At 45.2% G+C, this 26,607-nt stretch carries 24 protein-coding genes and 1 pseudogene; 23 read left to right on the top strand and 2 right to left on the bottom strand.

Features of this window, described 5'->3' with window-relative positions; genetic code table 11:
- Positions 1 to 57 precede the first annotated feature (57 nt).
- From AB7942_RS15860 to AB7942_RS15820, 9 genes are all read left to right on the top strand, one after another.
- Positions 58 to 1,245, top strand: a complete 1,188-nt coding sequence (locus AB7942_RS15860) for an acetyl-CoA C-acetyltransferase (RefSeq protein WP_369447602.1) — start codon at positions 58 to 60, stop codon at positions 1,243 to 1,245.
- A 354-nt stretch (positions 1,246 to 1,599) separates the two neighbouring features.
- Positions 1,600 to 2,451, top strand: coding sequence for a 3-hydroxybutyryl-CoA dehydrogenase (locus tag AB7942_RS15855; protein ID WP_369447611.1), 852 nt, complete (start codon positions 1,600 to 1,602; stop codon positions 2,449 to 2,451).
- Between the two features lie 75 nt (positions 2,452 to 2,526).
- A complete protein-coding gene (locus AB7942_RS15850; protein WP_369447601.1) occupies positions 2,527 to 3,657 on the top strand; it encodes an acyl-CoA dehydrogenase in 1,131 nt (376 codons plus the stop codon).
- A 164-nt stretch (positions 3,658 to 3,821) separates the two neighbouring features.
- Entirely contained in the window at positions 3,822 to 4,961 is a 1,140-nt protein-coding gene (locus AB7942_RS15845; RefSeq protein ID WP_098932368.1) for an acyl-CoA dehydrogenase, read from the top strand.
- A 15-nt stretch (positions 4,962 to 4,976) separates the two neighbouring features.
- Positions 4,977 to 5,615, top strand: coding sequence for a TetR/AcrR family transcriptional regulator (locus AB7942_RS15840; protein ID WP_335438575.1), 639 nt, complete (start codon positions 4,977 to 4,979; stop codon positions 5,613 to 5,615).
- Between the two features lie 110 nt (positions 5,616 to 5,725).
- On the top strand, positions 5,726 to 8,971 hold the full coding sequence (icmF, locus tag AB7942_RS15835) for a fused isobutyryl-CoA mutase/GTPase IcmF (RefSeq protein ID WP_369447600.1): 3,246 nt from the start codon (positions 5,726 to 5,728) through the stop codon (positions 8,969 to 8,971).
- A gap of 150 nt (positions 8,972 to 9,121) precedes the next feature.
- Positions 9,122 to 9,328 (top strand): hypothetical protein, encoded by a 207-nt coding sequence (locus tag AB7942_RS15830; protein ID WP_369447599.1) that lies wholly within the window; start codon positions 9,122 to 9,124, stop codon positions 9,326 to 9,328.
- A 197-nt stretch (positions 9,329 to 9,525) separates the two neighbouring features.
- A complete protein-coding gene (rpoE, locus tag AB7942_RS15825; RefSeq protein WP_335438572.1) occupies positions 9,526 to 10,104 on the top strand; it encodes a DNA-directed RNA polymerase subunit delta in 579 nt (192 codons plus the stop codon).
- Positions 10,105 to 10,317: 213 nt separating this feature from the next.
- Positions 10,318 to 11,913, top strand: coding sequence for a CTP synthase (locus tag AB7942_RS15820; protein ID WP_369447598.1), 1,596 nt, complete (start codon positions 10,318 to 10,320; stop codon positions 11,911 to 11,913).
- Between the two features lie 342 nt (positions 11,914 to 12,255).
- Here AB7942_RS15820 and AB7942_RS15815 read toward each other — a convergent pair whose 3' ends face one another.
- Positions 12,256 to 12,762 (bottom strand): DUF2529 domain-containing protein, encoded by a 507-nt coding sequence (locus AB7942_RS15815; RefSeq protein WP_369447597.1) that lies wholly within the window; start codon positions 12,760 to 12,762, stop codon positions 12,256 to 12,258.
- A gap of 170 nt (positions 12,763 to 12,932) precedes the next feature.
- Here AB7942_RS15815 and AB7942_RS15810 point away from each other — a divergent pair, with 170 nt between their 5' ends.
- The 11 genes and pseudogenes from AB7942_RS15810 to prmC all read left to right on the top strand — a co-directional run bounded on the left by AB7942_RS15810 (position 12,933) and on the right by prmC (position 23,142).
- Entirely contained in the window at positions 12,933 to 13,304 is a 372-nt protein-coding gene (locus AB7942_RS15810; RefSeq protein WP_335398204.1) for a response regulator, read from the top strand.
- 248 nt (positions 13,305 to 13,552) lie between these two features.
- The gene (locus tag AB7942_RS15805; protein ID WP_098932372.1) at positions 13,553 to 14,410 is read left to right on the top strand and encodes a class II fructose-bisphosphate aldolase; all 858 of its coding nucleotides are present in this window, start codon (positions 13,553 to 13,555) and stop codon (positions 14,408 to 14,410) included.
- Positions 14,411 to 14,520: 110 nt separating this feature from the next.
- Positions 14,521 to 14,682 (top strand): annotated as a pseudogene (locus AB7942_RS15800) (fructose-6-phosphate aldolase); the annotation flags it as partial.
- A 205-nt stretch (positions 14,683 to 14,887) separates the two neighbouring features.
- Positions 14,888 to 16,174 (top strand): UDP-N-acetylglucosamine 1-carboxyvinyltransferase, encoded by a 1,287-nt coding sequence (locus tag AB7942_RS15795; protein WP_369447596.1) that lies wholly within the window; start codon positions 14,888 to 14,890, stop codon positions 16,172 to 16,174.
- 52 nt (positions 16,175 to 16,226) lie between these two features.
- Positions 16,227 to 17,189 carry a class II fructose-bisphosphatase gene (gene glpX, locus AB7942_RS15790; RefSeq protein WP_369447595.1) on the top strand — a complete coding sequence of 321 codons (963 nt, stop codon included), beginning with the start codon at positions 16,227 to 16,229 and terminating at the stop codon, positions 17,187 to 17,189.
- A 493-nt stretch (positions 17,190 to 17,682) separates the two neighbouring features.
- A complete protein-coding gene (rho, locus tag AB7942_RS15785; RefSeq protein ID WP_369447594.1) occupies positions 17,683 to 18,948 on the top strand; it encodes a transcription termination factor Rho in 1,266 nt (421 codons plus the stop codon).
- Positions 18,949 to 19,187: 239 nt separating this feature from the next.
- Positions 19,188 to 19,403, top strand: a complete 216-nt coding sequence (gene rpmE, locus AB7942_RS15780; protein WP_098932374.1) for a 50S ribosomal protein L31 — start codon at positions 19,188 to 19,190, stop codon at positions 19,401 to 19,403.
- A gap of 108 nt (positions 19,404 to 19,511) precedes the next feature.
- On the top strand, positions 19,512 to 20,111 hold the full coding sequence (locus AB7942_RS15775) for a thymidine kinase (protein ID WP_369447593.1): 600 nt from the start codon (positions 19,512 to 19,514) through the stop codon (positions 20,109 to 20,111).
- Positions 20,112 to 20,434: 323 nt separating this feature from the next.
- Positions 20,435 to 20,947 (top strand): hypothetical protein, encoded by a 513-nt coding sequence (locus AB7942_RS15770; RefSeq protein WP_369447592.1) that lies wholly within the window; start codon positions 20,435 to 20,437, stop codon positions 20,945 to 20,947.
- Between the two features lie 181 nt (positions 20,948 to 21,128).
- The gene (prfA, locus tag AB7942_RS15765) at positions 21,129 to 22,202 is read left to right on the top strand and encodes a peptide chain release factor 1 (RefSeq protein WP_335438568.1); all 1,074 of its coding nucleotides are present in this window, start codon (positions 21,129 to 21,131) and stop codon (positions 22,200 to 22,202) included.
- Positions 22,195 to 23,142: a peptide chain release factor N(5)-glutamine methyltransferase gene (prmC, locus tag AB7942_RS15760; RefSeq protein WP_369447591.1), complete on the top strand. Its 948-nt coding sequence runs from the start codon at positions 22,195 to 22,197 to the stop codon at positions 23,140 to 23,142. The genes prfA and prmC overlap by 8 nt, the downstream gene beginning before the upstream one ends.
- Before the next feature lie 73 nt (positions 23,143 to 23,215).
- Here prmC and AB7942_RS15755 read toward each other — a convergent pair whose 3' ends face one another.
- Complete coding sequence (locus AB7942_RS15755; protein WP_369447590.1) at positions 23,216 to 23,623, bottom strand: nuclear transport factor 2-like protein; 408 nt, start codon at positions 23,621 to 23,623, stop codon at positions 23,216 to 23,218.
- A 178-nt stretch (positions 23,624 to 23,801) separates the two neighbouring features.
- Between AB7942_RS15755 and spoIIR the strand changes: the two genes are divergently transcribed.
- The 3 genes from spoIIR to AB7942_RS15740 all read left to right on the top strand — a co-directional run bounded on the left by spoIIR (position 23,802) and on the right by AB7942_RS15740 (position 26,576).
- Complete coding sequence (gene spoIIR, locus AB7942_RS15750; protein WP_369447589.1) at positions 23,802 to 24,740, top strand: stage II sporulation protein R; 939 nt, start codon at positions 23,802 to 23,804, stop codon at positions 24,738 to 24,740.
- Positions 24,741 to 24,901: 161 nt separating this feature from the next.
- Complete coding sequence (locus AB7942_RS15745; RefSeq protein ID WP_369447588.1) at positions 24,902 to 25,348, top strand: GNAT family N-acetyltransferase; 447 nt, start codon at positions 24,902 to 24,904, stop codon at positions 25,346 to 25,348.
- 184 nt (positions 25,349 to 25,532) lie between these two features.
- Complete coding sequence (locus AB7942_RS15740; RefSeq protein WP_369447587.1) at positions 25,533 to 26,576, top strand: L-threonylcarbamoyladenylate synthase; 1,044 nt, start codon at positions 25,533 to 25,535, stop codon at positions 26,574 to 26,576.
- Positions 26,577 to 26,607: the final 31 nt, after the last annotated feature.

Below are 26,607 nucleotides of genomic sequence, written 5' to 3'. Positions count from 1 at the left end.
GCCGCGATTTTTTTACAAAAGTTTGACAGAATATTAGGAAAAGGGAGAGTGTTTTGAATGGGAAGAACGGTCATTTTAAGCGGGGTTAGAACGCCTTTTGGAAAATTAGGGGGAACATTAAGCAGCTTTACTGCCTCCCAACTCGGGGGAATTGCCGTAAAAGAGGCATTAGTTCGTGCCGAAGTGAAGCCTGAAGACGTACAGGAAGTCATTCTTGGAACTGTTTTACAAGGGGGACAGGGGCAGATTCCATCGCGTCAAGCGGTGCATCACGCCGGATTGCCGTGGGAAGTGAAAACCGAAACAATCAATAAGGTTTGCGCGTCTGGGATGCGCAGTGTCACCTTGGCAGACCAAATCATTCGTGCTGGTGATGAAGAAGTGATCGTTGCAGGCGGAATGGAATCGATGAGCAATGCACCATATGTTTTACCAAAAGCACGCTGGGGCTTTCGAATGGGTGACGCACAGGTCAAGGATTTAATGATTCATGACGGGTTAACCTGCAGCTTTACCGGCGTTCACATGGGTACATACGGCAACGTAGCGGCTGCCGATATGGAAATTAGCCGGGAAGCACAGGACGAGTGGGCATTGCGAAGCCATAAGCGCGCGATTGCCGCGATCGAGAGCGGGAAATTTGCGGAAGAAATCGTATCGGTTGAGGTTCCACAACGGAAGGGTGCACCACTTGTTGTCGAGAATGATGAATCACCGCGTAAAGACACATCGATTGAACGGTTAGCTAAATTAGCGCCGGTATTTAATTCAACTGGCACGATTACAGCTGGAAATGCACCTGGGGTCAATGACGGTGCCGCGGCCCTCGTGTTAATGAGTGAAGAGCGTGCCCTTCGTGAAGGCAGGCAGGCCGAAGCGGTGATTATCGGCCATACGGCGATCGCTGTGGAAGCAAAGGATTTCCCGAAAACACCGGGACTTGTTATTAATGAACTGTTACGAAAAACAGGGAAAACGTTGGCGGAAGTAGATTTATTTGAAATCAATGAAGCCTTCGCTGCGGTTGCTTTAGCGAGCGGGAAAATTGCTGGTCTTGATCCAGAAAAAGTCAATGTCAATGGCGGTGCGGTTGCCTTAGGTCATCCGATTGGTGCCAGCGGGGCGCGCATTATCCTTACGTTAATGCATGAATTAAAGCGCCGCGGCGGCGGAATTGGGATTGCTGCGATTTGCAGCGGCGGCGGTCAAGGCGATGCCGTGATGATCGAGGTTCCGAAGGGCTAATTTGAGCTAACTTTCAGAATGGTTTTTTTTCAAATAATGTCTAATTGTACAAAACACCTGGATTTTCGTACAAAACCATCTGGAAATTGCACAAAACACCTGGAAAAATGCACAAAACTCTGCCGGAATTGCACAAAACGCCCAGAAACTCGCACAAAACACCTGAGATGCACAAAAGCTTGTTTTAAAAAAACACAAAACATCAAAAATGACTTAAAAGCTTGTTTTAAATAACACAAAATACCTGAGATACAGAAAAGTACTCTTAAATTAACACAAAACCGATGTAAAAATAGACAAAAACATAAAAAATCTAGGTCGGACTTGTTCCGGCCTTGCTTCGGAGGGGAAAAAATGAAGATTTCAAAGCTTATGGTGATCGGTGCAGGACAAATGGGCTCAGGGATTGCTCAAGTTTGTGCCCAGGCGGGATACACGGTCATCTTAAATGATCTAAAACCGGAATTTGTGGAACGTGGCTTAGCAGGGATCAATAAAATACTTACACGGAACGTTGACAAAGGGCGCTTAACCGAAGAGCAAAAACAGGAAGTTCTCAGCAACATTTCCACTTCAACCGACCTAAATGATGCCAGTGACGTCGACCTTGTCATCGAGGCTGCCGTTGAAAATATGGACATGAAAACAAAAATCTTTGCCCAACTCGATGACATTACCCCAGCACATACAATACTAGCGAGCAATACCTCATCACTGCCAATCACCGAAATTGCGGCGGCAACGAAGCGTCCGGAAAAAGTCATCGGCATGCACTTCATGAACCCGGTTCCTGTCATGAAGCTCGTCGAAATCATCCGCGGCCTCGCTACTGCTGATGAAGTGTACCAAGTCATTGAAGATATGACAAAAACCTTAAGCAAGGTACCGGTTGAAGTCAATGATTTCCCTGGTTTTGTCTCAAACCGCATTCTGATGCCAATGATCAACGAAGCGATTTATACGCTTTACGAGGGCGTGGCTACGAAGGAAGCGATCGACGAAGTCATGAAGCTTGGCATGAACCACCCAATGGGGCCGTTAACCTTGGCCGATTTTATCGGCTTAGATACATGCCTGTATATTATGGAAACGCTTCACCAAGGTTTTGGCGACGACAAATACCGTCCCTGCCCGCTCCTCCGTAAATATGTGAAAGCAGGCTGGCTCGGTAAGAAAACAGGACGCGGTTTTTATACGTACGAATAAACACAGCATTTCTTCGAAAAAGGGGTCGTGATGATGAGTACCACGATATTACATTCTTCCAAAGGGGAGACCACCATGAATCTTTCATTCACCGAAGAACAAGAAATGATGCGTAAAATGGTTCGCGATTTTGCAAACAGCGAAATTGCACCGTTTATTGAAAATATGGAAAGAGGCGAATTCCCGCGCGACATCCTCCGCAAAATGGGCGAACTTGGCCTGATGGGGATTCCTGTACCTGAAAAATACGGTGGAGCAGCGATGGACTTCACCTCCTATATCCTAGCGATTCATGAGCTGTCCAAAGTCAGTGCGACGGTGGGAGTGATTCTTTCAGTCCATACCTCGGTCTGCACCAACCCGATTCTCTATTTTGGCTCAGAAGAACAGAAAATGAAGTATGTGCCGAAGCTTGCTTCAGGGGAGTACCTTGGTGCGTTTTGCTTAACCGAGCCAAGTTCCGGTTCCGATGCCGCCAGCTTAAAATCCCGTGCGGTTAAGAAGGGTGATCATTACGTCATTAACGGCTCAAAGGTGTTCATTACGAACGGCGGCGAGGCCGATGTCTATATTGTTTTTGCCAAAACGAATCCGGAACAGGGCAGCAAGGGAATTTCTGCGTTTATCGTTGAAAAAAATACCCCTGGCTTTATCGTCGGTAAAGATGAGAAGAAGATGGGCTTACATGGTTCGAGAACTGTCCAGCTTACGTTCGAGGACATGCAAGTTCCAGCAGAGAACCTTCTCGGCGTCGAAGGCGAAGGCTTTAAAATCGCGATGGCGAACCTTGATGTCGGCCGCATTGGGATTGCTACCCAAGCACTAGGGATTGCGGAGGCCGCACTGTCAGCCGCAACCACCTATGCCCAAGACCGCCAGCAATTCGGCAAGCCCATTGCCCACCAACAAGGGATTGGCTTTAAACTAGCAGACATGGCGACCAGTGTCGAAGCGGCAAAACTATTAGTCTATCGGGCAGCCTACCTGAGAAATCAAGGGTTGAAATGTACCTTGGAGGCGTCGATAGCGAAACTGTTCGCGACCAAAACAGCGGTCGAGGTAACAACCGAAGCGATCCAAGTATTTGGCGGCTACGGCTATACCGAAGATTATCCGGTTGAACGCTATTTCCGTGACGCGAAAATAACCGAAATTTATGAAGGCACGAGCGAAATTCAACGGATTGTGATTAGTAAGCATCTCTAAAGAAAAGCGGAGGAGCCCGTTTAGCGGCGTATGGACTGGAGCCCTTTGACTTGTCGTAGGGAAAAGGGCGAAGTACACTAGCCCCTAGGCGCTGATGCTAGACAGTAATCTGAGTTCAAATCTTAATCTTTTAATATATATTCATCCAAATAGGAGGACTTGAAATGAACTTTAAACTTTCTGAAGAACATGAAATGATCCGGAAAATGGTACGGGATTTTGCGCGCAATGAAGTGGCGCCGACCGCCGCAGAACGTGATGAGGAAGAGCGCTTTGATCGCGAGATTTTTGACAAAATGGCGGAGCTTGGCTTAACCGGAATTCCGTGGCCGGAAGAATACGGCGGGATTGGCAGCGATTATCTTGCTTACTGTATTGCCGTTGAGGAGCTGTCTCGTGTTGACGCATCGACAGGCGTGATGCTCTCCGCCCATACGTCTCTAGCCGGCTGGCCGATTTACAAATTTGGCAGTGAGGAGCAAAAGCAAACCTATCTGCGCCCAATGGCAGAAGGAACCAAAATTGGCGCGTACGGCTTAACAGAGCCTGGCAGCGGTTCGGATGCAGGCGGGATGAGAACAACCGCACGCCTAGAAGGAGATCACTATGTCCTTAATGGTTCGAAAATCTTTATTACAAACGGTGGCGTGGCCGACATTTATGTCGTATTTGCATTAACCGATCCAACAAGTAAACAAAGAGGAACAACCGCGTTTATTATTGAGAGCGACTTCCCAGGCTTCTCGGTTGGGAAAAAAGAAAAGAAACTCGGCATTCGTTCCTCGCCCACAACGGAAATTATTTTTGAAGATTGCAAGGTTCCTGTTGCCAATCGACTCGGCGCAGAAGGCGAAGGCTTTAAAATTGCCATGCAGACGCTTGATGGCGGCCGCAACGGCATCGCTGCGCAAGCCGTCGGAATTGCTCAAGGGGCGCTGGATGCTGCAGTGGATTATGCAAAGGAACGCCATCAATTTGGAAAACCAATCGTCGCCAATCAAGGAATCGGCTTTAAGCTGGCGGATATGGCAACCGGGATTGAGGCATCGAGATTATTAACCTATCAAGCGGCATGGCTGGAGTCACAAGGTCTACCGTACGGCAAGGAGTCAGCGATGTCAAAGTTATTTGCTGGCGATACAGCGATGAAGGTAACAACCGAGGCCGTACAAGTTTTTGGCGGGTATGGCTATACAAAGGATTATCCTGTTGAGCGATTTATGCGCGATGCAAAAATCACGCAAATTTACGAGGGAACACAAGAAATTCAACGCCTCGTTATCTCACGGATGATCACGAAATAAGGCGGTTAGAGCATGATGAAAAAGCGGGAAGTACTGGCTTCTGTAAAGGATGAACGCCTGGTTCAGAAAAGGCGTGATCAAATGATCAAAGGGGCCGTCAGCCTTTTTAAGGAAAAGGGATTTCATCGGACGACGACAAGAGAAATCGCGAAAGCGGCCGGTTTTAGCATCGGGACACTTTATGAGTACATCCGCTCCAAGGAAGACGTCCTTTATCTCGTGTGCGACAGTATCTATGATCATGTTCGCGAGCGCCTCGAGCAGGATCTCGAGCAGAAAAAAGGCACGCTTTTGAGCCTGAAGATGGGTGTCCGTCATTATTTCCGAGTGATTGATGAGATGCAGGATGAGGTTCTTGTCATGTATCAAGAAGCCAAATCGCTGACGAAGGATGCCCTTCCCTATGTGCTGAAAAAAGAAATGGAAATGGCGGCGATGTTTGAGAGCTTGATCACAAGGTGCGTCGACAATGGCGAGCTGCAGTTATCAGAAAAGCAGATCGAATTGATCTCCCATAACATTATTGTCGAGGGCCAAATGTGGGCGTTCCGCCGCTGGGCGCTACAAAAATTATATACACTCGATGAATACATTGACCTGCAAACCGATCAATTGTTTCACGGCATTCATTCGTCCACACAAGCAAGGTCGTAATGCTGATTAAGTTGCGAACAGTGAATGGAGTTCATTTTTATAAAATGGTCTGAATGGGCTAAAAGTAGATGCGTTTATTTTTATAAAAATGGTCTAAAAGGAGGACTACGATGGGAAATTATCAGCCGAAGCATCATATTCGCTTTGTCACGGCTTCTAGTTTGTTTGACGGGCATGATGCTTCCATCAATATTATGAGGCGTATTCTTCAGGCAAGCGGGGCCGAGGTCATTCATCTTGGCCATAATCGCTCGGTTGAGGAGGTTGTGAACGCGGCGATTCAGGAGGATGTGCAGGGGATTGCGATTTCTTCATATCAAGGCGGGCATGTTGAATACTTTAAATATATGTACGATTTACTGAAGGAAAAAGGGGCACCGAACATCCGCATTTATGGCGGCGGCGGCGGTGTGATTATCCCGCGGGAAATAAATGAGCTGCATGAGTACGGGATTGCGTGGATTTTTTCCCCGGAAGATGGCCGGAAGTTAGGGCTTCAAGGTATGATTGACCGGATGCTGGAGGAGTGCGATTTTGCGACGGTTCCGCTGGATGTAGCTGAACAAATGGAGAAGCTGCCGACGGGTGATGTGAATGCGGTGGCGAAGTTGATTACCTTGGCTGAACTTCATGTCGATAAACGGAACGAGGCGGCGGCAACGGTTGAGCAGGTGCTTGACCAAGTAAAGTCACTGGAGAAGCGGATTCCAGTCGTCGGAATCACGGGTACGGGCGGAGCCGGAAAAAGTTCGTTGACCGATGAATTGATCCGCCGCTTTATTAATGAATTGCCGGATAAAAAGGTGGCGATTCTATCGGTGGATCCAACCAAGCAAAAGACGGGCGGTGCGCTGTTAGGGGACCGGATCCGCATGAATGCAATTTTTTCGCCGAATGTGTATATGCGCAGTCTGGCGACAAGGCATTCGAAGAGTGAATTATCACTGGCGATCAGCGATGCGGTTGCCGTCACGAAGGCTGCTGGCTTTGACCTCGTGATTGTCGAAACGAGCGGGATTGGCCAGGGGGATGCGGAAATCACGGAGATTTGCGATGTGTCCTTGTACGTGATGACGAGTGAATTTGGGGCGCCGTCCCAGCTTGAAAAGATTGATATGATTGATTTTGCTGACCTGATTGTCATTAATAAGTTTGAGCGCAAGGGCTCGGAGGATGCAAGGCGTCAGGTTCAAAAGCAGTATCAGCGGAGCCATATGCTGTTTGAAAAAGACATCGATGATATGCCAGTTTATGGAACGATTGCGAGCCAGTTCAATGACCTGGGCACGAATGCATTGTTCGCGGCCTTGATTGAAAAAATTAATGACAAAATGGGCACCGGCTGGGTGACTTCTTTTAGTAAAAATGCTCTTGTGGAGAAGCAAAATGTGATTATTCCAACCGACCGTCGTTATTATTTACGTGAAATATCCGAAACGGTGCGCGGTTATCATAAGAAAGCTGAAGAACAGGCGAATATTGCCCGGAAGTTATTCCAGTTAGAAGGGGCGATTGAAGCGGTAAGCGATGCGGCGGTGATTGCTGCTTTAGAAGTGGTGAAGCGAGAAACCGAGGCGCGTCTGACACCAGAATCACGGAAAATTATTGATTCGTGGGCACAGACAAAGGCGGCCTATTCTGGCGATAAGTTTGTGACGAGGATTCGTGATAAAGAGATAATCACGGTGTTAAAAACGAAAAGCCTTTCAGGGCTCGACATTCCGAAAGTGGTGCTGCCGAGGTATAAGGATTATGGTGAAATTCTCCGCTGGGTCTACCAGGAAAATGTGCCGGGTTCGTTCCCGTATACGGCGGGTGTATTCCCGTTCAAGCGTGAGGGTGAAGATCCGAAACGGCAGTTTGCGGGTGAAGGGACACCGGAGCGGACGAATCGCCGCTTCCATTATTTATCGAAGGATGATGAGGCGAAGCGGTTAAGCACCGCGTTTGACTCCGTGACGCTTTACGGTGAAGACCCGGATTACCGCCCAGATATTTTCGGGAAAATCGGGGAGAGCGGCGTCAATGTTTGTACGCTAGATGATATGAAAAAGCTATATGACGGTTTTGACCTGTGCCATCCGTCGACATCGGTTTCGATGACGATTAATGGACCAGCACCGATCATTTTAGCGATGTTTATGAATACAGCTATCGACCAGCAGGTGCAGCGGAAGGAAGCGGAACTTGGCCGTGTGTTAACGGTTGAAGAGTTTGCGGAGGTACGGGCCTATACGTTACGGACGGTGCGCGGTACGGTGCAGGCCGATATTTTAAAAGAAGACCAAGGTCAAAATACATGTATTTTTTCAACTGAGTTTGCTCTAAGGATGATGGGCGATATTCAGCAATATTTCATCGAACATCTAGTCCGCAATTATTATTCCGTGTCGATTTCGGGCTATCATATTGCGGAAGCTGGTGCAAATCCGATTTCGCAGCTGGCGTTTACATTGTCAAATGGGTTTACGTATGTGGAATACTATTTAAGCCGCGGCATGAACATTGATGATTTTGCCCCGAACTTGTCGTTCTTTTTCTCGAATGGCTTGGATCCAGAATATACGGTGATTGGCCGTGTCGCACGACGAATTTGGGCAACGGTGATGCGCAATAAATACGGTGCCAACGAGCGCAGCCAAAAATTAAAGTATCATGTCCAGACGTCTGGCCGTTCGCTTCATGCCCAAGAAATTGACTTTAATGATATCCGGACGACACTGCAGGCATTAATGGCCCTGCAGGATAACTGTAATTCGCTCCATACAAATGCATATGATGAGGCCATTACGACGCCAACGGAAGAATCCGTACGCCGGGCGATGGCGATTCAGATGATTATTACCAAAGAACATGGTTTAGCGAAAAATGAAAATCCGTTGCAAGGTTCGTTTATTGTCGAGGAGCTAACCGATCTTGTCGAGGAAGCGGTACTACAGGAGTTTGAGCGTTTGAATGACCGCGGCGGTGTACTTGGTTCAATGGAGACACAGTATCAGCGCGGCAAAATTCAAGATGAATCGATGTATTATGAAATGAAAAAGCATACCGGCGAATTACCGATTATCGGCGTGAATACGTATTTGAATCCGAATCCTCCGTCAGCGGAAGATGTCAACAATATGGAAATAGCGCGCGCATCCTACGAAGAGAAGGAACTGCAAATCGTCAATTTACGGGCCTTCCAGGAAAGTCATGCAGATGCTTCAGGGGCAGCTTTGAAGCGCTTAAAAGAGGCCGCCGTCAACAATGGCAATATTTTTGCCGAATTAATGGAAACCGTTAAAGTAGCCAGCCTCGGACAAATCACGAGAGCCCTGTACGAAGTGGGCGGACAATATCGACGAAATATGTAAAGTGCGGTGTCAGGCACCATGTGAATGTTTCACATGGTGCCTGACACCAATTTTTGTAATAAAACTTATTTTATGAGATATTAATATCTGCGTTAATCTTATATAATCGATTTAGCGTACATACTCCGAAGGTTTTGGGCAGGTGAGCAAATGAAGGTAAGTCATATATTGGTGGTTTTAATTGTTTGTGCCTGGCCATTAAATTATCTCTATCAACTTCAGCTAGGCGCGATTTCGTTCTTGCTGCTAGCAATCTTCTTTCTAGTGATATCTATTAAGGAGATGAAAAAGCAGAAGCAAGCCAAGAAAACTAAGAAAACTAATAGTGAAAAGGCCCATCCGCAAAAATTCAAATGAAACAACGACTAGCACTAGCATAAACCGGAAGAATTTGTTTATAATGAAGAATATGTATTTTTAAGAGAAAAGCGGAAGCGCCCGTTTAGCGAAGTACACTAGTCGCTGGGAGCTGGAAAATTCTTAAGTTTATATTAATTAACCTTATTGTTATGTCCGTTAATCACTCATTTAAGAGTGTTAAATAGAGAAAGGAAGTGCCCATATTGAGTTTAGCACAATACTCAAAAGAGGAATTAAAAGAGTTTTCCCTTATGGAAATGGCTTTTGAATTTTTGAAAAATAGTAAGGAACCGATTGCCTTTAATGATCTATTAAAAGAAATTAAGAAGGCATCTGGGATTACTGAGCAAGAAATTCAATCAAGACTAGCACAATTTTACACCGACATAAATGTAGATGGCCGTTTCCTTTCATTAGGAAGTAACCGCTGGGGACTTCGCGTTTGGTATCCAGTCGATACTGCTGAAGAAGAAGTTGTCACTGTTGTGAAACCTAAGAAGAAAAAGGCGAAGAAGGTTGTCGACGAAGAAGATTTCGATGAAATCGATGAAGTGGATGAAATTGAAGATGATTTTGATGACTTTGATGATGAAGATGATCTCCTTGATGATGAAGATGATCTTGATATCGACGAAGTAGATGAGTTTGACGAAGACGATGATGATGATGTGATCGAGGACGAGCTTGAGATTGACTTGGATGAAGAAGATGACCTCGATGATGATCTTGAGGAAGAAGAAGTGTTTGAAGAAGAGGAAGTAGAAGAAGACTAATCGACTTGACATTTTATTCGTGCCCTTGTAGAATCACTTTTGGGCTCCTTAAAAAAGGACGATACGTTATTTACTTATAATACGCTCCCTACCAAAAGTAGGAGAGCGTTTTTTATTGTTCCAAATTTTTTCGGGCGTAAGGAAAATATTTTTTTACAAAAACCCTTAAACAAACTGAATAATGTACAAACTGTATAAGAGGGGGAAATATTTATGACAAAATATATTTTTGTAACTGGTGGTGTGGTTTCATCACTGGGAAAAGGAATTACGGCAGCATCTTTAGGGCGCTTATTGAAAAATCGGGGCGTGAATGTAACCATTCAAAAATTCGACCCTTACATTAACGTCGACCCTGGAACAATGAGTCCGTACCAGCACGGTGAAGTATTCGTTACCGGTGATGGCGCTGAAACAGATTTGGACTTAGGTCACTATGAGCGTTTTATCGACATCAACTTAAACAAGTACAGCAACGTAACAACCGGAAAAATTTATTCGACGGTTTTACGGAAAGAGCGCCGCGGTGATTATTTGGGTGCAACCGTACAGGTTATTCCGCATATCACCAATGAAATTAAGGAGCGCTGCTTCCGCGCCGGTAAAGAAACGAATGCCGATGTAGTAATTACTGAGATTGGCGGAACGGTAGGCGATATTGAATCACTCCCATTCCTTGAGGCGATTCGCCAAATCAAGAGCGATATTGGCTCGGAAAATGTGATGTACATTCACTGTACGCTGATTCCGTATATTAAAGCAGCGGGTGAAATGAAAACAAAGCCGACCCAGCACAGCGTGAAAGAGCTGCGCAGCCTCGGAATTCAGCCAAACATTATTGTCGTGCGGACGGAAATGCCGGTTTCACAGGATATGAAGGATAAAATTGCTTTGTTCTGTGATATTGATGCAAAAGCTGTAATCGAATGTCGCGATGCCGATACGCTTTATTCGATTCCACTAGCGCTTCAAGATCAAAATATGGACCAAATCGTCTGCGATCATTTGAAATTAGTTACGAACGAAGCGGATATGACGGAGTGGAAAGCACTCGTTAACCGCGTCATCAACCTTTCGAATAAGACGCGCATTGGTCTTGTCGGAAAATATGTGGAGCTTCAGGATGCCTATATTTCTGTCGTGGAAGCGATGAAACATGCCGGTTATGCGTTTGATACCGAAGTTGAAATTAAATGGATTAATGCCGAAGAGGTTACACGTGAAAATGTGGCTGAGTTATTGAATGATGTCGACGGTGTCCTTGTTCCGGGCGGATTTGGTGACCGCGGGATTGAAGGGAAAATTGAAGCGACGCGCTATGCTCGTGAAGTGAAGAAGCCCTTCCTTGGTATTTGTTTAGGGATGCAGCTGGCAACGATTGAATTTGCCCGCAATGTGCTTGGACTTCAAGGTGCGCATTCTGCAGAATTTGATGCGGATACAGCTCATCCGATTATTGATTTGCTTCCAGAGCAGAAGGATGTTGAGGATTTAGGCGGCACGCTGCGTTTAGGTCTTTATCCTGCGCGTATTGTTGAGGGCTCGAAGGCGTTTGAAGCGTATGAAGAAGAGGTTATTTATGAGCGCCACCGCCATCGTTATGAGTTTAACAATCATTATCGTCAAGACATGGAAGCTCTCGGCTTTGTGTTCTCTGGAACAAGTCCGGATGGCCGTTTAGTTGAGATTGTGGAACTGAAGGACCATCCTTGGTTTGTAGCGTCGCAATTCCATCCGGAATTCGTCTCTAGACCAACACGTCCGCAGCCCTTGTTCCGTGACTTTATTAAAGCAACGATTCAAAAATAAGTTTTGTGGTCAGGACCAGTTTAGTTGCTGGTCCTGTTTTTTTATCTTTGGGTTTTTATAAACAGGGTATTTGTGTCAGGTTATACAAAGGCGATTTTTATAAAAAGGAAACTTGCAGTGAAATATATATAGGGGATTTTTGTAAAATGGTATTAGCATTATGCGGGTAATTTCCATTTATTGTCTAATTGCACAAAACTACTTCAAAATGGCAAAAAAGCATGTCGAAAATGCACAAAACCACCCCAAAATGGCACAAAAGCCAAAAGTCTATATTTTTGACTTCTTAACCCCCCGGGAAATAATCAAGGGCATTAAAAAAACAGGGTTATTCACCCCGTTTTACTCCTCATATTCTGCTAAAATCTCCTCAATCGTAAATTTCAAGCCGAAATAAACGAATAATGCTGCCATCGATGACGGATACCCATAGCGATTTCCAAAATCATCGGGGAGGAGGCCTTTCGTCAGGCGCAAATCGATATGGAGATCGGCCAACTCTTGCAATTTTCCACCCTCCGGAACAGCCGTGGAAACAGCCACAAAAGGAATCGCCTTTTCCTGAAGTTGAGCGGCCACCTCCATGGCGTCTTCATCACTTGCATACCGCGAGAAAAGCAGCACCCGATCAGAGTCAGTTAGTTCTCCCACATGCTCAAACACCTTTGCTCCCTTTAATGGTTCGGCTCCCTCTAAAGCTTCGAACTCAACCGCCTTCATTTCCTTCGTGGCAAAAATATATATCGGCCCTTGCGCAAGCAAGCGGGCGCCATCTTCAAAGGAATATTCCTCTTTTTCCTCAATCCGCTTCAATAGACCGGTTAATTGAGTAGTAAACATTTTTAACATAAAAACCCTCCTATTCACCCTCTTATTATAAGCATTTTTTCGCCACTGCAAAAATAAAAGAAAAATATCAAAATTTCTGCAGGAGAATTTCTCTTTCAGCGAGAAATATAACAAGTGAGAGATATAGGGATAATAAAAAAGCAATTTAAAAATAAGGAAGAGGTGGAGTTATGAAAGAGAAAATTTTAATCGTTGATGATCAGTTTGGCATTCGAATCCTACTAAATGAAGTGTTTCAAAAAGAAGGGTATCAGACCTTTCAGGCTGCCAATGGTATTCAGGCCCTTGAAATTGTAACAAAGCATGACCCCGACCTTGTCCTATTGGATATGAAAATTCCTGGAATGGACGGTATCGAGATTTTAAAAAGAATGAAAGTAATCGATCCAGAAATCCGCGTCATTATCATGACAGCTTATGGCGAGTTGGATATGATTCAAGAAGCGAAGGACCTTGGGGCGATCACTCATTTTGCCAAGCCGTTTGACATTGATGATATTCGTGCAGCCGTTCGAAAACACATCCCTCAAAAGATGAATTAACGTCATTTTTTAATAAAAAACATAAGAACTGTGGGAATAGTTAAATGGACGCGCTTTCATTATGACAGTTTATAAAACTCTGACTTTTTAATGGCATTTCGAACTTTGGTTTGATATGATACATATGAACTTTTTACTGGTTGGTTATCTTTTTCAAGTAATACATAATCCGTAAAATTGAGGGAAAACCTTAATATGGAAGGACCATTTTTGAAAAAGATAGCGACCTAAACTAAGGAGGAAGAGAAATGCCATTAGTTTCAATGAAAGAAATGCTCATCAAAGCAAAAGCAGAAGGCTATGCGGTTGGGCAATTTAACTTAAATAACCTAGAATTTACACAAGCCATTCTTCAAGCAGCACAAGCTGAAAATTCACCAGTTATCCTTGGGGTATCTGAAGGTGCTGCCCGTTATATGTCTGGCTTCAAAACCGTTGTAAAAATGGTTGAAGGCTTAATGGAAGACTTGAAAGTGACAGTACCAGTGGCCATTCACCTTGACCACGGTTCAAGCTTTGAAAAATGTAAAGAAGCGATTGATGCAGGCTTCACATCTGTTATGATCGATGCTTCTCACCACCCATTTGAAGAAAATATCGAAATTACTTCTAAAGTAGTTGACTATGCTCATTCAAAAGGTGTTTCTGTTGAAGCGGAATTAGGAACTGTTGGCGGCCAGGAAGACGATGTTATCGCTGAAGGCGTCATTTACGCAGATCCAAAAGAATGTGAAGAACTTGTAAAACGCACAGGTATCGACTGCCTTGCACCTGCATTAGGTTCTGTTCACGGTCCTTACAAAGGCGAACCAAACCTTGGTTTTGCTGAAATGGAAGAAATCGGCAAGATTACTGGTCTTCCATTAGTCCTTCACGGCGGAACTGGTATCCCATTAAAGGATATCCAAAAGTCTGTTTCACTTGGAACAGCAAAAATCAATGTGAATACAGAAAATCAAATCGCATCTGCAAAAGCTGTTCGTGAAACATTAGCAGTAAAAACAGAAGAATACGATCCGCGTAAATATTTAGGACCAGCTCGTGATGCCATCAAAGCAACAGTTATTGGCAAAATTCGTGAATTCGGTTCTTCAGGCAGAGCGTAAGACAATTCTGAAAAACGGGAACAATGTCGTTTTTATATTTGTTCCAAATATGATAAAATGAAAACCGTCCTTACCAAAGGGCGGTTTCAGTCTGTAAAAGAAAACTGAAAATTGAATCAGCAATCATTGCAGTCTCCATTCGTAATCCAGTTCACGTGACAGAAGCCGCGTTTAGAGGCGCTCATATTGCAACCATTCCATACAAAGTATTAATGGGATTATTCCATCATCCATTAACAGATAAGGGCATTGAAGGCTTCCTAACAGATTGGAAAGCTCGTACAGAGGTAGAAATTTCCAGTTTTATGAAAAAAATTTTCATTACCATACATGAAAATAGAATTTTGGTGTAAACTAAAGGATAGACAAACTGTCGGATTTTGACTTTTCATGATGGAAAAATATACCTAGAGCCTCATTCAGTAATAAGCGGATGCGTACCGATTGACTTACAAGGGCTTAGAAGGGAGTCGAAAAATGGAAAAACTTAAAATTGCGGGTGGATATCCGTTAAAGGGAACTGTACGGATCAGCGGGGCAAAAAACAGTGCTGTCGCGTTAATTCCTGCAACAATTTTAGCGGAATCACCAGTGACAATTGAGGGATTGCCGGACATTTCAGATGTTGAAATCTTAAAGGACCTCCTTGAAGAAATCGGCGGTAATGTTCAGCTCTCTGACAACGATATGACGGTCGACCCATCTACGATGATTTCCATGCCCCTGCCAAACGGGAAAGTAAAAAAGCTCCGTGCTTCTTATTACTTAATGGGTGCTATGCTCGGCCGGTTTAAAAAGGCGGTAATTGGCTTACCTGGCGGCTGCCATTTAGGACCAAGACCGATTGATCAGCATATTAAAGGTTTCGAAGCACTTGGGGCCCAAATCACCAATGAACAAGGTGCGATTTATTTACGGGCGGACGAGCTTCGCGGCGCACGGATTTATCTCGACGTCGTCAGTGTGGGAGCAACGATTAATATCATGCTAGCGGCTGTTCGGGCTAAAGGCCGGACGGTGATTGAAAATGCGGCGAAAGAGCCAGAAATCATTGATGTGGCGACGCTGCTAACAAGTATGGGTGCGAAAATTAAAGGCGCAGGAACAGACGTGATCCGTATCGATGGTGTGGAATCACTCCATGGCTGCCGCCACACCATTATTCCAGACCGAATTGAAGCTGGCACGTATATGATTTTAGGCGCAGCGGTGGGCGAAGGCGTGTTAATTGATAACGTCATCCCGCAGCATTTAGAATCATTAATTGCCAAACTGCGCGAAATGGGTGTTCGTGTCGAATCCGGCGATGATCAAGTGTTTGTTGACGGGTCAACAAAATTAAAGGCTGTCGACATTAAAACGCTTGTTTATCCTGGGTTTCCGACCGATTTACAGCAACCGTTTACAACACTCCTGACAAAAGCTGCTGGCTCAAGTGTTGTGACAGACACGATTTACGGTGCCCGCTTTAAGCATATCGATGAACTAAGAAGAATGAACGCCAATATCAAGGTGGAAGGACGCTCAGCCATCATAAATGGCCCGATTCAGCTTGAAGGTGCCAAAGTGAAGGCAAGCGACCTCAGGGCAGGAGCAGCTCTTGTCATTGCCGGATTGATTGCCGAAGGAATTACTGAAGTAACCGGTCTTGAACATATAGACCGCGGCTATAGTGACCTTGTCGGAAAATTAAACGGACTCGGTGCAACCATTTGGCGGGAAGCGTTGACAAAAGAAGAAGTAGAACAGATGAAGAACACATAGACAGAAAGCAAAGTTCGGGAGATAAACATAAGACATAGGGAGATGGAGACCGATGGAAAGAAGTTTAACGATGGAGCTTGTCCGTGTCACAGAAGCAGCAGCACTAGCTTCAGCCCGTTGGATGGGCCGTGGGAAAAAAGATGAGGCCGATGGTGCAGCTACTTCTGCCATGCGCGATGTGTTTGACACCGTACCAATGAAGGGAACAGTTGTCATTGGTGAAGGGGAAATGGATGAAGCACCAATGCTTTATATTGGTGAAAAACTTGGGACAGGCTACGGACCACGCGTCGATGTTGCAGTTGACCCGCTCGAAGGTACCAATATTTTAGCATCAGGCGGCTGGAATGCTTTAGCGGTTCTTGCGATTGCTGACCATGGCAACCTTCTTCATGCTCCTGATATGTACATGGAAAAAATCGCGGTTGGGCCCGAAGCAGTCGGACATATTGATATTAATGCGTCTGTTCTGGACAACTTAAAGGCCGTTGCCAAAGCGAAAAATAAAGATATCGAGGATGTCGTGGCGACTGTCTTAAATCGTGAGCGCCATGAACATATCATTGCTCAGCTTCGTGAAGCGGGGGCAAGAATCAAGTTAATCAATGATGGTGACGTGGCAGGTGCCATTAATACGGCATTCGACAATACCGGCGTGGATATTCTCTTTGGTTCTGGCGGTGCTCCTGAAGGCGTTCTGTCTGCTGTTGCCTTAAAATGTCTTGGCGGCGAAATTATCGGTAAACTATTGCCGCAAAATGATGGGGAGCTTGAGCGCTGCATCAAAATGGGCCTCGATGTCAATCGCGTCCTGCGGATGGAGGACCTTGTCAAAGGCGATGACGCCATTTTTGCTGCGACAGGGATTACCGACGGAGAATTGCTGCGCGGTGTTCAATTCAAAGGATCCTACGGTTCGACCCACTCAATCGTTATGCGTGCCAAATCAGGCACCGTCCGTTTTGTCGAAGGTCGTCATAGTTTAAAGAAAAAACCTAATTTAGTGATTAAATAGGCAATGCCTCAAGTTGGGTGCCTGACACCAGTGCGTGTCAGGCACCCTTCATGGCATAAAGTCTCTCCTAAATTAAAAAACTCCTATTACACTCGATTAGGAATTTTGAAAGAACTCCTTCACAGAAAAAATTCCCAATGAATGAGAATAGAAAATTTAGTTGATTAATTTTTTGCATAGAGGGTAAAATAGTAATTGTTTTATGCATTATTTCTGCAATTCTATTCATTTCTTTTCTACTTCTATTTCAATTCCTCAACTCTCTTAATTATTATCTGATTGAAAGAAATGGCTGTGTTAGAGGTCATTGTTGATTTATAGCCTACGTTGATTGGAGCGGAAGGTGCGAAGACTCCTGCGCGAGGACGGGTCAGAGGAGACCCCACAGGCGCTTTGCGGCGAGGAGGCTTCCCAAACCGGCGGCGCTGCGCACCTGGAGCGGAAATCAACGACCAAGTTTAAAGAGCCAAAAAAATAAAAGTGTGGTGCACAAATGGACTTAACAATTTCAAGTTTAGAAAATATGAAGCTGAAGGAGCTTTATGAGCTTGCTCGCGAATATAAAGTGACTTATTACAGCAAATTAACAAAAAAAGAATTAATTTTTGCCATCCTGAAATCTCGTGCGGAACAGCAGGGGTACTTTTTCATGGAAGGCGTCTTGGAAATCATCCAATCAGAGGGATTTGGATTCTTACGACCAATTAACTACTCGCCAAGCTCAGAGGATATCTATATTTCTGCTTCGCAAATCCGCCGCTTCGACCTTCGTAATGGGGATAAAGTTTCCGGTAAGGTACGACCTCCAAAGGAAAATGAGCGTTATTATGGACTATTGCACGTAGAGGCTGTCAACGGGGAAGATCCGGAATCAGCGAAAGAACGGGTGTACTTCCCAGGCCTCACACCATTATATCCAAACAGACAGATGAAACTAGAAACGACGCAAAAACATCTATCGACAAGAATTATGGACGTTGTCGCACCGGTTGGTTTTGGGCAGCGTGGCTTAATCGTCGCTCCGCCAAAAGCGGGTAAAACAATGCTGTTAAAAGAAATTGCGAACAGCATTACAACGAACCATCCGGAAGTGGAATTAATCATGCTGTTAATCGATGAACGTCCGGAAGAAGTGACCGACATCGAGCGTTCGGTTGCCGGTGACGTGGTCAGTTCGACGTTTGACGAAGTACCTGAAAATCATATTAAAGTAGCGGAGCTGGTGCTTGACCGCGCGATGCGATTAGTCGAGCACAAACGCGATGTTGTGATCCTGATGGATAGTATTACGCGTCTGGCTCGTGCATACAACCTTGTAATTCCTCCAAGCGGAAGGACGCTTTCTGGTGGTATTGACCCAGCAGCCTTCCACCGTCCGAAGCGTTTCTTCGGGGCAGCCCGTAATATCGAAGAGGGCGGCAGTTTGACGATTCTTGCGACGGCTTTAGTCGATACAGGCTCACGGATGGATGACGTGATTTATGAGGAATTTAAAGGGACAGGTAATATGGAACTGCATCTTGACCGTCAGTTGGCTGAACGTCGTATTTTCCCTGCGCTTGATATCCGTCGTTCGGGAACGCGTAAGGAAGAGCTCTTGATTCCGAAGGATCATTTGGATAAATTATGGGCGATCAGAAAATCGATGTCAGATTCACCAGATTTTGCGGAACGCTTCTTGAAAAAATTAAGACAAACTAAGACGAATGAAGAGTTCTTCGCACAACTAGGGGAAGAGCTGAAATCTAGACGTTCGTAGTCGATGCGGTGAAGTGGTCAAATTAAGCCGGTCCTAGTCCATTAGGTATCGGACAACCCTGGTAAAGGGGGGCATGATGGGTTCCTTTTTAAAAAAGAAACCAATAAATCCCAACTTGCCAAAGATGGCTTTGCTTGTTATAATGAGTGCAGTGTGTTTTTAGTATTTCAGTGCTTGTTTTTACAGGTGCTTTATATAACTCTGTTTCGAAAGATTCAGGGCGGAAGGAGATGAAAAGAATGAAAGCAGGAATTCATCCAAATTATAAAACAGTAACGGTGACTTGTGCATGCGGAAACACTTTTGAAACTGGTTCAGTGAAGAAAGAAATTCGCGTTGAAACTTGTTCAGAATGTCATCCATTTTATACTGGTCGTCAAAAATTCGCTGAAGCTGGCGGACGTGTTGACCGTTTCAACAAGAAATACGGCATCAAGAGCCAACAGCAACAATAATTGTAAAAAGTACAGGCAAGCAGCAATTTACTTGCCTGTTTTTTATTTAAATAAAATTCAAATAATTGATAGATATTTAAGGATTTGCTTGGAAGGAGACGCCGTTTTATGTATTTAATGAAGCAAAGCGGATGGGTTGAGGTTATCTGTGGCAGTATGTTTTCTGGGAAATCGGAGGAATTGATTCGCCGCGTTAGACGTGCTCAGTTCGCCAAACAAAAGATAGCTGTTTTTAAGCCAAAAATTGATAATCGCTATCACGATCAATCTGTCGTTTCTCATAATGGATCTTCTTTTGATGCGAAGCCAATTACTCATTCGATTGAGATTCTTCACCATGTGGAAGCGGATATGGATATTATCGCCATTGATGAGGTTCAGTTTTTTGATGAGGGGATTCTCAGGGTTGTGCAACAGCTGGCTGACAGCGGCCATCGGGTGGTTTGTGCGGGTCTTGATATGGATTTCCGCGGTGAGCCGTTTGGGCAGATGCCTGCGTTGATGGCGATTGCTGAATCGGTGACGAAGCTGCAGGCGGTCTGTTCTGTTTGTGGTTCGCCTTCAAGCCGGACGCAGCGTCTGATTGATGGACGTCCAGCCTCTTACCATGACCCAGTCATATTAGTGGGTGCCTCCGAAGCGTACGAGCCCCGCTGCCGTCATCATCACGAAGTCCCAAAAACGGTGTCCTATACTGTTCATGCATAGACCAAGAAGTTACAAATGAATGTCAGGGTTGGTTGAGTTTACATATAATTAGTGCCTGACACCATTGGAAAAACTGTCTGAGAAGGGATTCTCAGGCAGTTTTTTTGTTTGATTAGGAGGAAATTTGCGGTTTGGCGGAATGTTTGGGTAGTTTGGCGGAATAAACTTCGAGTTCGGCGGAATTCTGGGGAGTTTGGCTGAAAAAACTTTGGAAGTTGGCGGAATCCCTTGTGGGACCGCCAAATTCCTCCTCCCGGACTTGGAAAGAATTCACTCGACCTGTTGCTGCCGTGACCGGGCATGATAGTAATGGGAGGTGTAAGATGCAAAAATTTATGTTGTTTCTCTCATTAAGTATGTTGTTTTTAGTAAGCGGCTGTAACGGGAATCAGGGTGGGAATCATGGGAATGAAGAAGCTTATGACCTACGGAGCGACCAATCCGCACCCAATTATATGTCCAATCGTGGCAATGACCGCAACAAGCCGACGAATATGTCGGATCGGGGCAAGAATAAGCAGCATATGGTCGAAGATGATATCACCAATCAAAATCCGAACTTCCTTGACCTGAAGAGGACAGGAAGCGCCAGCGAAGCTGGTGCGAATAATCAAGGCAACGATATCCAAAAGGCTAAGCAAGTCATCGCGGATTCCAATGAGTTTACAGCCGATTCCATCTGGATCAACGGCGACCGGATGTGGGTATCTGTTTATAAAAAAGGAATGCAGTCTGAGCGGGGAAAAATTAATGCCGAAGCACGACTCCATCGGAAACTAATCCAGGCCTTGCCGCGGTATAAAATTGAAGTACGTGTCAAAGAAGATCGAAGGTAGCATGCTCTGATTATCAGGGCATGTTTTTTCTACGGCCGTAGCTTGAGTTCCTTTTTAAAAAAAGGATTTTGACCTGAAAAATCACTCTGCGAAAAAATTTCCCCTTAATTTGGTTTTGACGGTTGTTTTCACCTATACTATAATTAGAATGTTATGGACAAAAAATTGAGGTGAATAGACCGTGTTTGATCGTCTTCAATCGGTGGAAGATCGTTATGATAAGTTGAATGAACTTTTGAGCGACCCACAAATTATTAATGATTCAAAGAAACTTCGTGAATATTCAAAAGAACAATCTGATATACAAGAAACTGTACTAACGTATCGTGAATATAAAGAGACGCGCGAACAGCTTCAGGATGCCAAGGCGATGCTTGATGAGAAGCTGGATGCGGATATGCGTGAAATGGTGAAGGAAGAAGTTAATGAGCTGGAAGCGCAAATCGTTGAGTTGGAAGCTAAGATGAAACTATTGCTGATTCCAAAGGATCCGAATGATGACAAGAACGTTATCTTTGAAATCCGCGGGGCAGCGGGCGGGGATGAAGCGGCCTTGTTTGCTGGGAATTTATATCGCATGTACAGCCGTTATGCGGAAGCGCAGGGCTGGAAGACGGAATTGATTGATGCGAACCCGACTGGTCTTGGCGGTTATAAGGAAATTAGTTTTATGATCAACGGCCAGGGTGCCTATTCGAAATTGAAGTATGAGAACGGCGCACACCGTGTGCAGCGTGTTCCGGAGACGGAGTCAAGCGGCCGGATTCATACGTCGACGGCGACAGTTGTTTGTTTGCCGGAAGCGGAAGAATTAGAAGTGGAAATCAATGATAAAGATATCCGTTTTGATGCGTTTGCGTCAAGTGGCGCCGGCGGACAGTCCGTTAATACGACAATGTCAGCTGTTCGGTTAACGCATATTCCAACTGGGATTGTGGTTTCGATTCAGGATGAGAAATCGCAGCACAAGAACAAAGATAAAGCGATGAAGGTTTTACGCGCACGGATTTATGATAAGTATCAACAGGAAGCACAGGCGGAGTATGATTCTGTCCGTAAATCTGCGGTTGGTACGGGTGACCGTTCGGAGCGGATTCGTACGTATAACTTCCCGCAAAACCGGGTGACGGACCACCGTATTGGCTTGACGATTCAAAAGCTTGATCAAATTTTAGAAGGCAAGCTCGATGATGTCATCGATGCGCTGATTATGGATGATCAAGCGCGCAGGCTGGAAAGTGCCTCTAATGAGTAAAAAAGTCTATGAAGCTCTTCAATGGGCTTCTTCTTTTTTAGTTTCAGCGCATCGTGATGAGAATGCAGGGGAGCTGTTACTTCGCCATTTCACCGGAATGTCGCGGGCGCAGTTGTTTGCGAATGTCCGCGATGACCTAGCTCCGGGCGTGTGGGAAGTCTTTGAAAAAGCGGTTGGTGAACACGTGAAGGGTGTGCCGGTCCAATATATCATCGGGACGGAGGAGTTTTACGGGCGCCCGTTTATCGTCAATGAAGAGGTGCTGATCCCGAGGCCGGAAACGGAAGAACTCGTCTACGGTGCACTTCAACGGATCAAGCGGCTGTTCAGTGGAGAGCGGGTTATCAGGTTAGCGGATATCGGGACCGGGAGCGGCGCCATCGCGATTACAATGAAGCTGGAAGAAGCGGAACTTCGAGTGTCAGGCACCAAAAATCCTATCAAGCCAGGGGAAATGGTGTCAGGCACCATTCCTCCTATCGAGCCAGTGTTAATGGTGTCAGGCACTGATATTGCGGAGGCGTCGCTGGCTGTGGCGCGGGAGAATGCGGCCCGGCTTGGGGCGGAGGTGGAGTTTGTTCAGGGGGATTTGCTTGGCCCGTTTATGGAGAACGGGGCTCGGTTTGATGTGATCCTCTCGAATCCACCGTATATTCCGCTCGGTGACATGACGGCGATGTCGGAGGTTGTGACGGAGCATGAGCCGCACCGGGCTTTGTTTGCGGGGACGGATGGCTTGGATTTTTACCGCCGCTTTATGGTTGAGCTGCCGCGGGTACTAGAGAAGCGCGCGCTGGTTGGATTTGAAATTGGGGCCGGTCAGGGCGAAGCGGTAGCTGAGCTTTTTCAAAAAGCTTTTGAAAGTGTAAAGGTAGAGATTGTGAATGATTTAAATGGCAAGGACCGGATGGTGTTTGCGGAGATTGGCTTCGGGGCTTAGGTTCGGGTCATGTGGCGAATTTACTATAATGAAAATCATAAAAAAGCTCAGAGTATGATGGCTCTGAGCTTTTTTATAGTTCAATTAGATAGGATGTCATTTCTTTTATTTTGGAGTTATTACGGGAACTGGCAAATAGGTATACGTTACTGAATGCAAATTTCTTTTTGTTTTCTACGATTTGGGTACCGTTAACTGAGCCGTGATAGCCGTGGGTGATAATGGTGATAATCTGCAGTTCGGTTACTTTATTATTTTGGTTTTGTTTGAGGATTTCGATCACTTTTTCTTTTCCTTGGAACTGATGTTGGCCGATGATATTCCAGTGAAAATCGTCGGTGATATTCTCTGATAGAAAAGCGAGGTCATTGTGTGCAAAAGCGATGCTAAATTCTTTGAGGTATGCTTTTTTGGGTGCGTTGCCGCAATCGTCGGGGCAAATTACTTTTAAGTCCACGTATTCCGATTTTGAATGATCCATTTTTTACACTCCATTTTCCTTAGATTTATTTTCTACAGAAAGACCTTCTACATATTTTAACATATATTAGGTTTTATCCTTTTGAGTGGAAGACATCCAATCGTTTCTTTGGAAAATATCAAAATTTAATAGTTTAAGATTCTGGCATTTTGTCCAAAATGAAGGTATCGAAGGGACGGTGCTAGAATTGAAAAGTAAAGTGATTGTTTGGGGATATCTTATCGTTTTGTCTTTAGGGACGATGTTGAGTTTATATATGCCGAAGACGGAAGCCGCAGCGAAAGAATCGATTGTGATTCCTGGTGAAGCGATTCGGCTCAGGATTCTTGCGAATAGTGATTTTGAAGAGGATCAAGCCATTAAACGGAAAGTCCGCGATGCGGTGAATGCACAGATTACCCTGTGGGTTCAGGATTTAACGTCGATGGAAAAAGCAAGAACGGTCATCAAGTCGAAGCTTCCTGAGATTCAAGCGATTTCGGAACAAGTGGTCCGCGATCAAGGGTCCGATCAATCAGTGAAAGTGGAGTTTGGCAAGGTTCAGTTTCCGACGAAATTATATGGTCAATTTTTATATCCAGCTGGTGAATATCAAGCGATTTTGATTACGTTAGGTTCGGGGGAAGGAGCGAACTGGTGGTGCGTGCTTTACCCACCATTATGCTTTCTTGATTTTTCAAATGGTGTAGCTGTCAGTGATGGCTTTGAGGGAGAGAAAAAGGCGAAGGCAAAAACGGTGAGACCTGCTACTGCTAAGTCCGAGGAAAAGGTTGAAAAGGCCAAAACGGTGGCAACGGTTGAAAAGGTAAAAGAAGAAGTAAAAGAAGAAGCAAGCTCAGTTGAAGATACGAAAGCGGTGGAGGTTAAGGGAGAAAAAGAGGTTGAGGTCAAGTCTGAAAAAGAGGAAAAAGCCACAACTGTGGATGAAGAAGAAATGAAGAAGCCGGAGAGGTTGATTGAAAAAGATGCGCCGGTGTTCAATGAGATAATGGTTGAGGTTGAAGATGAGCCGGTGAAGTTGGCTAAAAAGGATGCGCCTGTGTATACTGCTGAAGATGAAAAGCCGGTGGAAGTGAAGTTTTTCGTCGTAGAGATGTGGGAGAAGATGTTTAATTAGACCAGTTCCAACAATGGGGCTGGTTTTTTGTGTGGAAAAATGCGGTGAGGCTGTAGTCGTTTCTTTAATAAAATTTTACTAGATTCCCGATTCTAGCGGTTCTATTTTTTCTAGCTCATCCATATTCATAGAGTAGAATCTTAAATAAAGAGGTGGAAGCGATGCAGGCATTGATTCGCAGAGCAAATAAACAAGACTTGGGCAGTTTACGACAGTTTTTATCCAGAGCTAACCTGGGGACGGATGGAATAACCGATGACACGATTGACTATTTTTTGCTGCTAGAGAATGAGGATGGCACCTTAAAGGGTTCGCTTGGCATGGAGGCCTTCACGGATTTCGGGCTCTTGCGCTCCCTCGTTGTTACACCTGGACAAGCTGAAAAGGAAATCTTCGTTCTTTTTGATCAAATGGTCCAATTAGCGAAAGAAAAAGGGATGAAAGGTTTGTTTTTGGCAACAAATAAGAGCGTAGCCTTACCATTTTTCGAAATATTGGGCTTCCAGAGGATTAACCGGGCAGAAATACCCAGCGAATTTTATCAATCTGAACATATTCGACACGTTTTAAATGTGGATAACTCTATATTTTTAAAATTTTCACTATAATTGTGGATATATCCACAAAGTTATCCACTATTTCAAGGAAGTTGTGCACAATTTGTGGATAACACTTGTGTTTATGCCCACCTTCTTTTATACTTTCAAACGTATTGAGCTAAAAATATGAGTCTAGGTGACTAAATTCGCCAAATTTCGCTAGAAGACTCATTCGTGATAAAGGTGGATAATTATGAACACAAAGGTTTGGAAAGTGGATAAGTATGTGGATAATCTTGAAAATAATCCACAGGTTGTGGATGCAGCGAATTTTTTACGGGATAACGAAGTGGTTGCCCTGCCTACAGAGACGGTTTATGGTCTTGGCGGGAACGCGGAAAGTGATCTGGCGGTTGGGAAGATTTTTGCAGCCAAAGGAAGGCCGAGTGATAATCCACTAATTATCCACATCGCTGAAAAAAAGCAGCTGAGCACGTTTGTAACTGAGGTTCCCGACAAGGCTGAAGTGTTGATGGATGCGTTTTGGCCGGGACCACTGACGATTATTTTTAAAAAGAAAGAAGGCGTCCTAGCGGAAACGGCCACGGCGGGATTGTCGACGGTTGCAGTGAGGATGCCGGACCACCCTGTCGCACTGGCGTTGTTGAAAAGTTGTGGACTGCCGATTGCTGCCCCGAGCGCCAACAGTTCGGGCAAACCAAGTCCAACGAAGGCCCAACATGTCATGGACGATTTAAACGGGAAAATTGCTGGTGTGATCGACGGCGGCGCAACAGGAATTGGCGTGGAATCAACGGTCATCGATTGCACCGAAGCGATTCCGGTTATCTTAAGACCGGGCGGGGTAACTAAGGAGCAACTTGAAGCCGTGCTCGGTGAAGTACGTGTCGATGCCGCATTAACAGACGAGGCGGCCCGGCCGAAAGCCCCGGGCATGAAATACCAACATTACGCCCCGAATGCACCTCTATTTATGGTGTCAGGCACCGCGGAATTTCTCCAGCGTTTAGTGGAAGAAAAGCGGATGGAAGGGTTGCGGGTCGGGGTGCTGACAACGGAAGAGCAGGCGGATGTGTATGAAGCGGATGTGGTACTAGCTTGCGGGAAGCGGGCGGAACTTACGACGGTTGCCGCGGAGCTTTATGATACGCTGCGAAGGTTTAATCTAGAAAAGGTTGATGTCATTTACAGTGAGGTATTTCCGAACGAAGGTGTCGGAAATGCAATCATGAACCGCCTTCAGAAAGCTGCTGGAAATAAACTGATCGCTGAATAAACACTAGGTTCTCCGGTGAGGGGAACTAGTG

It is taken from the genome of Neobacillus sp. BF23-41 (assembly GCF_041106275.1).
The sequence above is the reverse complement of the archived record's forward strand: the minus strand, read 5'-3'. Positions and strand labels throughout refer to the sequence as shown.